This is a genomic window from Achromobacter sp. 46006 (assembly GCF_059761975.1).
This window is the reverse complement of record NZ_JCBANN010000103.1, coordinates 1-10,349: the sequence shown is the minus strand read 5'-3', so window position 1 is coordinate 10,349 and position 10,349 is coordinate 1. Positions and strand designations below refer to the sequence as shown.

At 70.9% G+C, this 10,349-nt stretch carries 6 protein-coding genes; 1 reads left to right on the top strand and 5 read right to left on the bottom strand.

The features are described from left to right. Positions 1-22 precede the first annotated feature (22 nt). Both AC6LKG_RS25825 and AC6LKG_RS25820 read right to left on the bottom strand, forming a co-directional pair. Complete coding sequence (locus tag AC6LKG_RS25825) at positions 23-1,015, bottom strand: Bug family tripartite tricarboxylate transporter substrate binding protein (protein ID WP_498169719.1); 993 nt, start codon at positions 1,013-1,015, stop codon at positions 23-25. Between the two features lie 13 nt (positions 1,016-1,028). Continuing rightward, positions 1,029-2,453: a M20 family metallopeptidase gene (locus tag AC6LKG_RS25820; RefSeq protein ID WP_498169717.1), complete on the bottom strand. Its 1,425-nt coding sequence runs from the start codon at positions 2,451-2,453 to the stop codon at positions 1,029-1,031. Positions 2,454-2,579: 126 nt separating this feature from the next. On the opposite strand from AC6LKG_RS25820, the gene AC6LKG_RS25815 reads away from it, so the two are divergent. Next, positions 2,580-3,524: a LysR family transcriptional regulator gene (locus AC6LKG_RS25815; protein WP_498169716.1), complete on the top strand. Its 945-nt coding sequence runs from the start codon at positions 2,580-2,582 to the stop codon at positions 3,522-3,524. On the opposite strand, the gene AC6LKG_RS25810 is transcribed toward AC6LKG_RS25815, so the two are convergent. From AC6LKG_RS25810 to AC6LKG_RS25800, 3 genes are all read right to left on the bottom strand, one after another. Beyond that, positions 3,521-6,601 (bottom strand): efflux RND transporter permease subunit, encoded by a 3,081-nt coding sequence (locus AC6LKG_RS25810; RefSeq protein WP_498169713.1) that lies wholly within the window; start codon positions 6,599-6,601, stop codon positions 3,521-3,523. The two genes, AC6LKG_RS25815 and AC6LKG_RS25810, sit on opposite strands and share 4 nt — an antisense overlap. Beyond that, positions 6,598-9,675 (bottom strand): multidrug efflux RND transporter permease subunit, encoded by a 3,078-nt coding sequence (locus AC6LKG_RS25805; RefSeq protein ID WP_498169710.1) that lies wholly within the window; start codon positions 9,673-9,675, stop codon positions 6,598-6,600. Before AC6LKG_RS25805 ends, AC6LKG_RS25810 begins: the two co-directional genes overlap by 4 nt. Next, positions 9,672-10,349, bottom strand: a 678-nt coding sequence (locus tag AC6LKG_RS25800; protein ID WP_498169709.1) for an efflux RND transporter periplasmic adaptor subunit, incomplete at its 5' end; no start/stop codon positions are given. The genes AC6LKG_RS25805 and AC6LKG_RS25800, both read right to left, overlap by 4 nt.

The window sequence follows — 10,349 nt, the reverse complement described above, 5'->3', positions numbered from 1 at the left end:
GCCCCGTTCCGCGCCGCGCGCGTCAGTCCAGCTTGATGTTGGCGCGCCGGCCGACTTCGCCGAAGGTCTTCAGTTCCTGCGCCATGCGCGCGCTGAAGGCCGGGCCATCCTGGTAGACCGGTTCCAGCGCCAGATCGGTCACCGCGCGCCGCACCTGCGGATCGGCCATGATGTCCGCGACCGCGTGGTTCAGGGTGTCCAGCACGGGCTGCGGCGTGTGGGCCGGCGCCACCAGGCCGTACCAGCCCACCATCGACACACCGGGCAGGCCGCTTTCGATGAAGGTCGGCACGTCCGGCAACTGCGGCACGCGGTGTTCGCCGGTGACGGCCAGTGCGCGGATCTTGCCGGCCCGGACCTGGGGCGCGGCCGACGACACCGTGTCCACGCCCAGGGCGATTTCGCCGCCTATCAGGGCCGTGACCAACTGCGCGCTGCCTTTGTACGGCACCGGCGTCATCCTGGCGCCTGCCGCCTCGGCGAACATTTCGCCGACCAGGTGCGGCGCCGACCCCGGGCCGAAGGTGCCGTACATCAGGCCGCCGCCGGCGGTCTTTTCGCTTGCCAGCCTGGCCGCCTGTTGCGCGGTCTCGACCGGCAGGTCGTTCTGCGCCAGCAGCACCACCGGCGCCAGCGCCACGATGGCAATGTGCGCGAAGCTGGTGCGCGGATCATAGGGCAGGCGCGACTTGAGCGCCGGCAGCACGGTATAGGTGGTGCTGCCCGACAGCAGCAGGGTATAGCCGTCGGGTTGGGCGCGCGCCACGGCTTCGGCGCCGATCACGGTCGAGGCGCCGGGGCGGTTTTCGACGATCACGGCCTGGCCCAGCTTGCCGGACAGTTTGTTGGCCAGCAGGCGGGCGACGGCGTCGGTGGCGCCGCCGGGCGTGAACGGCACCACCAGCTTGATGGCTTGTTCGGGGTAGGCGGCCTGGGCGGCGGGCGCGCCCAGGGTGGCTTGCAGGGCAAGGGCCGAAAGGCTGGCCAGCGCGGCGGCGCGGAATCGGGCGATCATGGTGAGGGTCCGGTCAGGGTTGGGCGGGGGGGATGGGGGCATGGGCGCGCTGGCGCGTGGCCGCGCCTTGCTCGCCCAGATCCCAGAACAGGCCTGCCATGATGGCCAGGCCTTCGCGCGCCACGCTGCCCAGCAGGTGTTCGTTGGGGGCATGTTGCGCGCAGGCGGGATAGGAATGCGGCACCCACAGCGTGGGCAGGCCGAGCAGGTCGGCGAAGATGTCGTTGGGCAGCGAGCCGCCCAGGTTGGGCAATAGCGCCGGCCGCTGGCCGGTGCTGCGTTCGAGCGAGGCGGCGGCCCAGCGCACCCAGGCGTTGTCCGGCGACAGCCGCGTGGCGCCGGCCTGCATGCCGATACGCACCTGCACGGCGCCAAAGCCGGCCTCGTCGAGATGGGCGCGCAGGTGGCGTTCCAGCGCTTGCCAGTCGGTGCCGACCACGAAGCGCAACTGGCACCAGGCGGACGCGGCCGGCGGAATGGCGTTGACCGGCTTGGCCGGGTCGCCGGCGCCGAAGGTCAGCACGTCAAGGCTGTTCCAGCCGAAAACCTGTTCCGAGGGCGACAGGCCGGGCTCGCCCCAGTCGGCGTCGATGGCGGGATCGTCGGGGCCACCGCCGACCGCCAGATCGGCCAGCGCCTCGGCCACGGCGGCGGGGATCGGCGGCGGACGCAGCCCCGGCACCAGGATGCGGCCGCGGGCATCCACCAACGAGGCGATGGCGTGCGACAGGATGATGGCGGGGTTGGACAGCAGGCCGCCCCAGTTGCCGGAGTGAAAGCCGCGGTCGCGGGCGCGCAGGGACAGCTCGAAGTTCACCGCGCCGCGCGAGCCCATGAACAGGGTGGGGCGGGTGGCCGCCAGGCGCGGGCCGTCGCTGGCGATGAAGACATCCGCCGCCAGCGCCTCGCGCTGCGCCTCGCAAAAGGCAGCCAGGCCGGGCGAACCGGCTTCCTCGCCGGTCTCGATCAGCCAGGTGGCGTTGAATCCGAGCTTGCCGTCGCGGGCCCGCAGCACGGCGCGCAGGGCCGCCAGGTTGATGGTGTGCTGCCCCTTGTTGTCGGCAGTGCCGCGGCCATACCAGCGGTCGCCTTCGACCCGCAGGCGCCAGGGATCGCGGCCGGCCTCCCATTTGGCGGCGTTGCCGCGCACCACGTCGCCATGGCCATACAACAGCACCGTCGGCAGCGAGGCGTCTTCGACGCGCTGCGCCACCAGGATGGGCAGGTCCACGCCAGCGGGGTTGGGGTACACCCGACAGGTGAAGCCGAGCTGTTTCAACTGGGGTTCCAGTTCGTCGTTCAGGTAGGCGTGCTGGCACGAGGCCTGGCCTGCCTCCTCGCTTTCGGTCTGGTAGGCGACGCGGCGCGCCAGTTCGGCTTGCAGGGTGCCGTCGTCGTAGGCGCCGGTGGCGTGAAGAAGGGCTTGTTCGCGGTGCACTGCGGTCTCGGGTAAGGGCGAAGAAGGCACAAAGTTATTACGCTTGTTCACATGCCACAATTAGATAATTCGCACTTGATCATTGCCATTTAGGCAATGGGGCATAGGCATGCCAAAGGGGGCATCGTGATTTCGCTGGGCCTGAGGTATTTCCTGGAAGTGGCGCGCTGCGGTTCCATCGCTGGCGCGGCGGCCGCGCAGCACGTGGCGGCCTCGGCGGTCAGCCGCCAGATCGCCAAGCTGGAGGACGAACTGGGTGTGGCCTTGTTCGAACGCCAGGCGCGCGGGATGGCGCTGAGCGAGGCCGGCCGCCAACTGGCCGCCTACGCCAACGCCGCCGCGCTGGAAGCCGAACGGATCGCCACCGATATCCGCCAGCGCAGCGCGCTGGGCGACGTGACGATCCGCCTGGCCTGCACGGAGGGCTTCGCGCATCGATTCCTGCCGCAATGCATGGCCGATTTCAAGCGTGTCCGCCCCGAGGCGCGTTTCCACCTGCTGGTGGAGCGGCCCGACGAGGTCAACCGGCTGGTGCTGGAAGGGCTGTCGCAACTGGCGCTGCGCTATACCGTGGCGCCGGACGAGCGCCTGAACACCGAGGTGCAATGCCGCGCGCCTGTCTATGCCGTCATGTGCCGCCGCCATCCGCTGGCGGCGCGCCGCAGCATCGGCGTGCGTGACCTGGCCCAGGTGCCGCTGTCGCTGGGCGACCCGGGCACCACGGTGCGAGACCTGTTCGACACCGCTTGCGCCAACGCCGGCGTGCATATCGAGCCGGCCTATGTGTCCAACCATTCGGCGGCCTTCCTGCCGATGTTGCCGGGCAGCCAGATCGTGGCCCTGACGGGCTACCTGACGGTGACCGGGCTGCTCGACAGCGCCGGCCTGGTGGCGGTGCCGTTCAGCCATCCAGAAATGCGCCAGCGCAGCATCCAGGTCGTGACCCTGCGCGGCTGCACCTTGCCGCCGTTGGCGCGCGAGTTCCTGGCGCTGCTGGCCGGGCGCCTGAGCCTGGCGCCGCGCGCGCCGGAACCGGAACGCGGCGCGGACGACGCCGGCCGCGGGCGCTAGGGCCGGCCAGGGGCGCCGCGCCCGCGCCACCCGGCCACCTTCAGCCGCAGGCGCTCCAGCGCCAGGTACACGATCGGCGTGGTGTACAGCGTCAGGAACTGGCTGATCATCAGTCCGCCGACGATGGTCACGCCCAGCGGCCGGCGCAGTTCCGAGCCTTCGCCCATGCCCAGCACCAGCGGCAGCGCGCCCAGCAGGCCGGCCAGGTTGGTCATGACGATGGGGCGCAGGCGCAGCATGGCGGCGCGATGGATGGCCTGTTCCGGCGTCAGGCCCTCGCGCCGTTCCAGCCCGAGCGCGAAGTCGATCATCAGGATGGCGTTCTTCATCACCACCCCCACCAGCAGGAACAGGCCGAGCAGCGCGATCAGGCTGAACTCGATGTTGGCCAGCCGCAGCGCCAGCAGCGCGCCGACGCCGGCCGAGGGCAGGGTCGACAGGATGGTCAGCGGATGCAGCGGGCTTTCGTACAGGATGCCCAGCACCAGGTAAATCGCCACCAGCACGCCCAGGATCAGCCAGGGCTGATCCTGCAGGCTCTGCTGGAAGCTGCGGGCGTCGCCGCCCAGCCGCGTCTGGATGTGGGCCGGCACCATCAGCCGCGCCATGGCGGCGTCGATGGCGGCCAGACCCTGCTGCAGCGAGACGCCCTCGGCCAGCGAGAAGCCGACGCCGACGGCGGCGAACAGCCCGTCGTGGAACACGCGGTCGTTGACGAGGCCGTGCTCGTAGATGGCGAAGGCCGACAGCGGCACGCGGTTGCCGTCGGCCGCCACCACCTGCACCCGTTCCAGCACCTCGGGGTCCTCGGTGTGGCGTGGGTCCAGCTCCAGCACCACGCGATACTGGTTCATCGGGTCGTACAGTGTCGCCACCTGGCGCTGGCTGAAGGAATTGCCGAGCACGCTGGCGATGGTGCGCATGTCCACGCCCAGGCGCTGGGCGGCGGCGCGGTCGATGTTGATGACCACCTGCTGGGTGGCGGCATCGCCCACCGCGTCGACGTCGCGCAGTTCGGGGATGTCCTGCATCGCGCGCGAGATCCTGCGCGACCATTGCCGCAGCGCCGGCACGTCGCTGGCCATGATGGCCAGTTCGTGGTCGCCGGAATTGCCGAAGCCGCCCGGCATGCGCAGGTCCTGGTCGACGTTCAGGAAGAACATGCCGCCCGGCACTGGCGGGGCGTTGGCGCGCAGCCAGTCGATCACCTGGGCCGAGGATTCGCGCCGCTCCGCAACCGGCTTCAAGCGGATCAGAAACAGCGAATTGCTGATGCCCAGGCTGCCGCCGTTGTAGCCGATCACGTCCTGCACCGCCGGATGCCTGAGCACCAGTTGGCGGTAGGCGTCGATCTTGGGCTGCATCACCTGGAACGAGAAGCCGTCGTCGCCGCGCACGAAGCCCACGAGCTGGCCGGTGTCCTGCTGGGGCAGGAAGCCCTTGGGCGCCTGCGCGTACAGGTAGGCGTTCAGCGCCACCACCGCGGCCAGCAGCAGCAGGGTCAGGCGCGCGTGGCCCAGCACCCGCGCCAGCGACGCGCCATACCATTGGTGGATGCGGGCGAACACCGCGCGCAGCCGCGAGGGCCGCGCTTGGGTCTTGGCCGGCGACCGCAGCCAGCGCGCGCACAGGCTGGGAATGATGGCGACCGACACCACCAGCGAGATCAGGATGGCGGCCACCAGCGTGATCGAGAACTCGCGGAACAGCCGCTCCACCAGCCCGCCCATGAACAGAATCGACACGAACACGACTGCCAGCGCCAGCGTCATCGCCACCAGCGTGAAGCCGACCTCGCGCACGCCGCGCAGGGCGGCCTGGCGCGGACCCAGGCCGCGTTCCAGGTGGCGCGAGATGTTTTCCAGCACCACGATGGCGTCGTCCACCACCAGGCCCGCGGCCACGATCAGCGCCATCAGCGACAGGTTGTTGAGCGAGAAGCCCCACAGGTACATGACGGCGAAGGTGGCGACCAGGCACACCGGGATCGCCACGCTGGGAATGGCGGCGGCGCGGGCGCTGCCCAGGAACAGCCACACCACCAGGATCACCAGCCCGACCGCCAGCCCCAGCGTCACGTGGGCCTCGCGCAGCGTGGCGTGAATGCCGGGCGAGCGGTCCAGCACCACGGTCAGGTCGACGTCGGCCGGCATCAGCGCGCGCAGGCCGGGCAGGGCCTGGTTGATGGCGGCGATGGTCTCGATGATGTTGGCGCCCGGCTGGCGGCTGATGGTCAGCACCACCGCCGGATTGTGGTTGTGAAAACCGCTGCTGTAGCGGTTTTCGACCGAGTCGCTGACGCGCGCGATCTGCGCCAGCCGGATGGCGGCGCCGTTCCGGTGGCGCACTATCAGGCCGTTGAAGTCGTCGGCCGTGCGCGGCTGGCCGGGCGTGCCGACCTCCCAGCGCTGGGAGGCCGAGTCCAGTTGGCCCTGCGGACCCATGGGGGCGGCGTTGGCGATGGACTGGCGCAGGTCGTCCAGCGCCACGCCGTAGTGCGCCAGCGCATTCGGGTTGACCTGCACTCGCACCGCCGGCAGCGAGCTGCCGCCCAGCGTCACTTCGCCGACGCCGACGATCTGCGAGAGCTTCTGCGCCAGCACCGTGGCGCCCAGGTCGTAGAGCCGGCCGGCGGGTCGGGTGGGCGAGCTGAGCGCCAGCGCCATGATGGGCGCCTGCGACGGATTGACCTTGCGGTAGGTGGGATTGCCGGGCATGCCGGACGGCAGCTCGGCGCGGGCGGCGTTGATGGCGGCCTGCACGTCGCGCGCGGCGGCGTTGATGTCGCGGTCGAGCGCGAACTGCAGCAACACGCGGGTGGCGCCCTGGTTGCTGGATGAGCTCATGGCGCTGACGCCAGCGATGCCGCCCAGCGCGCGTTCCAGCGGCGCGGCCACGGTGCTGGCCATGCTCTCGGGGCTGGCCCCGGGGAGCTCGGCGCGCACCTCGATGGTGGGGAAGTCGACCTGCGGCAGCGGCGCCACCGGCAGCAGGCGCCAGGCCACCGCGCCCAGCAGCGTCAGGGCCAGCGCCAGGAAGATGCAGGCGATGGGCCGGTGCAGCAGCGCGCGGATCATGGCGCCGGCCGGTCTGCGGGGGCGGGCAGGGCCTTGCGGCGGCCCACGCCCAGGCGGTGGAAGAACAGGTAGACGGCGGGCGTGGTGAACAGCGTCAGCACCTGGCTGACCAGCAGGCCGCCCACCATGACCCAGCCCAGCGGCTGGCGCAGCTCGGCGCCCGAGCCGGTGGCCAGCATCAGCGGCAGCGCGCCGAACAGCGCCGCCAGCGTGGTCATCAGGATCGGCCGCAGGCGCAGCAGCGCGGCTTCGCGGATCGCCTCGCGCGGCGCCAGGCCGCGGCTGCGTTCGGCTTCCAGCGCGAAGTCGACCATCATGATGCCGTTCTTCTTGACCAGCCCGATCAGCAGGATGATGCCGATGACGGCGATCAGGTCCAGCGGCCGGCCCGTGAGCAGCAGCGCCAGCAGCGCGCCCACCGTGGCCGACGGCAGGGTCGAGAGGATGGTGACCGGATGGATCGCGCTTTCATACAGCATGCCCAGCACCAGGTACATGGTGACCACGGCGGCCAGCATCAGCCACAGGGTGTTGGACAGCGAGGCCTGGAACGCGGAAGCCGCGCCCTGCAGGCGCAGTTCGACGCTCGCGGGCATGGCGATGTCCTGGCGCGCCGTCTCGATGGCGGCGATGGCCGCGCCCAGCGAGCCGCCCGGCGGCAGGTTGAATGAGAAATTGACGGCGGGGAACTGCGACAGGTGGTTGACCGCCAGCGGCACGGCGCGCTCGCTGACCGTGGCCAGCGCCGCCAGCGGAATCGGCCGGCCGTCCGCGGTTTTCAGGTGGATGCGCTCCAGCGCCTCGGGGCTGGCGGCCAGGCGCCGGTCCACCTCCAGCACTACGCGGTACTGGTTCGACTGCGTGAACAGGGTGGCGACCTGGCGCTGGCCGAAGGCGCTGTAGAGCGCCTGGGTCACGTCGTCCATGGTCAGCCCCAGGCGCGCGGCGGCGTCGCGCGAGACCTCCAGGTAGGCCTGGCGGCCATCGCCCTGCAGGTCCGACGAGATGTCGGCCAGTTGCGGCGCGGCGGCCAGGCGCCGGGTCAGGGCGTGGCTCCAGCGCGCCAGCAGCGCGCTGTCGGGCGAGGTCAGGGTGAACTGGTATTGGCCGCGGCTGACGCGATCCTCGATGTTCAATTCCTGCACCGGTTGCAGGTATAGCGAGATGCCCTGCACCTGGCGGGCGCGGGCGTCCAGCCGCGCCATGATGTCGGCCAGCGGCGCGCCGCGCTCGCTCCAGGGCTTGAGGTTGACCAGCAGGCGGCCGGTGTTGAGGGTGGCGTTCATGCCGTCGATGCCGATGAAGGACGACAGGCTGGCGACGTCGGGGTCTTGCAGCAGGCTTTGCGCCAGCGCCTGCTGGCGCCGCGACATGGCCTCGAACGAGGTGCTTTGCGCCGATTCGGTCACGCCTTGCAGCGCGCCGCCGTCCTGCACCGGGAAGAAGCCCTTGGGCACCGCCAGGTACAGCAGCCCGGTCAGCACGACGGTGCCCAGCATCGCCAGCAGCGTCAGGCGCTGGTGGCGCAGCGTGATGTCGAGCCAGCCGGCGTAGCGCGCCTGCAGGCGGTCGAGCAGGCCGGGCGTGCGCTCGGCGTGCGGCGGCAGCAGGCGCGCGCACATCATGGGCGTCAGCGTCAGCGACACCGCCAGCGAGATCAGGATGGCCACCGCCAGCGTGATGGCGAATTCGCGGAACAGCCGGCCGACCACGTCTTCCATGAACAGCAGCGGGATCAGCACGGCGATCAGCGACAGCGTCAGCGACACCAGGGTGAAGCCGATCTGCCCGGCGCCCTTGAGCGCGGCCGCCATCGGGCTGTGGCCCTGTTCGCGGTAGCGGGCGATGTTCTCCAGCATGACGATGGCGTCGTCGACCACGAAGCCGGCGCCGATGGTCAGCGCCATCAGCGTCAGGTTGTTGGTGGAAAAGCCCGCCAGATGCATCACGCCGAAGGTGCCAATCAAGGACAGCGGCACCGCCAGGCTGGGGATCAGCGTGGCCGGCAGGTTGCGCAGGAACAGGAAGGTCACCAGCACCACCAGCCCGACCGCGAAGGCCAGTTCCCACTGCACGCCGCGCACCGAGGCGCGGATGCTTTCGGTGCGGTCGGTCAGCACCCGCACCTGCACCGCCGCCGGCAGGCTGGCGGTGAGCTGCGGCAGCAGCGCCTTGACCTGGTCGGCCACGGCAATGACGTTGGCGCCCGGCTGGCGCTGGATGTTCACCAGCACCGCCGGCTGGCGGTCGACCCAGGCGGCCAGGTAGCGGTCCTCGGCGCCGTCCTCGACCGTGGCGACCTCGCCCAGCCGCACCGGCGCGCCATTGCGCCAGGCCACGATCAGGTCGCGGTATTCCTGCGCGCTGCGCAACTGGTCGTTGGCGTCCATGATGACCGAACGCACCGGGCCGTCGAAGCTGCCCTTGGGCTGGTTGGAGTTGGCCTTGGCGATGGCCTCGCGCAGGTCGGCCAGTTGCAGCCCGCGCGCGGCCAGCGCCATCGGGTTGGCCTGCACCCGCACCGCCGGACGCTGGCCGCCGGCCAGGCTCACCATGCCCACCCCCGACAGTTGCGCCAGGCGTTGCGTCATGCGGGTGTCGACCAGGTCGTAGACCTGCGGCAGCGGCAGCGAATCCGAGGTCACGGCCAGCGTCAGGATCGGCACGTCGGCCGGATTGACCTTGCGGTACACAGGCGGCGTCGGCAGGTCGGGCGGCAGCAGCGAGCCGCTGGCGCTGATGGCGGCCTGCACCTCCTGTTCGGCCACGCCCAGCGAGACGTCCAGCGAGAACTGCAGCGTGATCACCGAGATACCGCTGCCGCTGGAAGACGACATCTGCTTGAGCCCCGGGATCTGCCCGAAGCGGCGTTCCAGCGGCGCCGTGACCGCGCGTGCGGTGACGTCGGGGCTGGCGCCGGGGTAGGGCGTGGTGACCTGGATGATGGGGTAGTCGACCTGCGGCAGGGCCGCCACCGGCAACAGGCGCCAGGCGAGGATGCCCGACAGCAGCAGCGCCAGCATCAGGAACGCGGTGGCGACCGGGCGCAGGATGAAGGGGCGTGACAGGCTCATTGGGTTTCCACGATCAGCACCTCGCGGCCGTCATGCAGGCGGTCCACGCCCTCGACCACCACGCGCTCGGCCGCGGCCAGGCCCGAGCGGACTTCGACGCGGCCGGCGTTGGCGCGGCCCAGCGTCAGTTCGCGCCGGGTGGCGCGCTGGTCGTCGCCGATGACGAAGACGAAGGCGCCATCGGCGCCGTACTGCACCGCCGCCGTGGGGATTGACAGCACCTCTTCCTGCCGCGCCAGCGCCAGCCGGATGTTGACGAACTGGTTCGGGAACAGGGCTTCGTCGGCGTTCTCGAACAGGGCGCGCAGCCTGACCGTGCCGCTGGCGGCGTGGATCTGGTTGTCCAGCGCCTGCAGCGTGCCGAGCGCGATCAGGCGGCGTTCATCGGCGTCCCAGGCCTGCACCTGCAGGGCGGCATTGCCGGCCTGCGCCTGGGCCTGGCGCAGCAGGTCCAGATGGGTCTCCGAAATCGAGAACAGCGCCGAGATCGGGCGCGTCTGCACCAGGGTGGCCAACCCATTGGCATCGGCGGCGCGCACGTGGTTGCCGGCGTCCACGCGCCGAAAGCCGATGCGGCCGTCGTGCGGCGCCTGGATGCGGGTCTGGGCCAGCAGGCGGCGGGCGTCGGCGACGCCGGCCGCCAGGCGCTGGCGCTGCGCGGCGTAGCTGCGCAC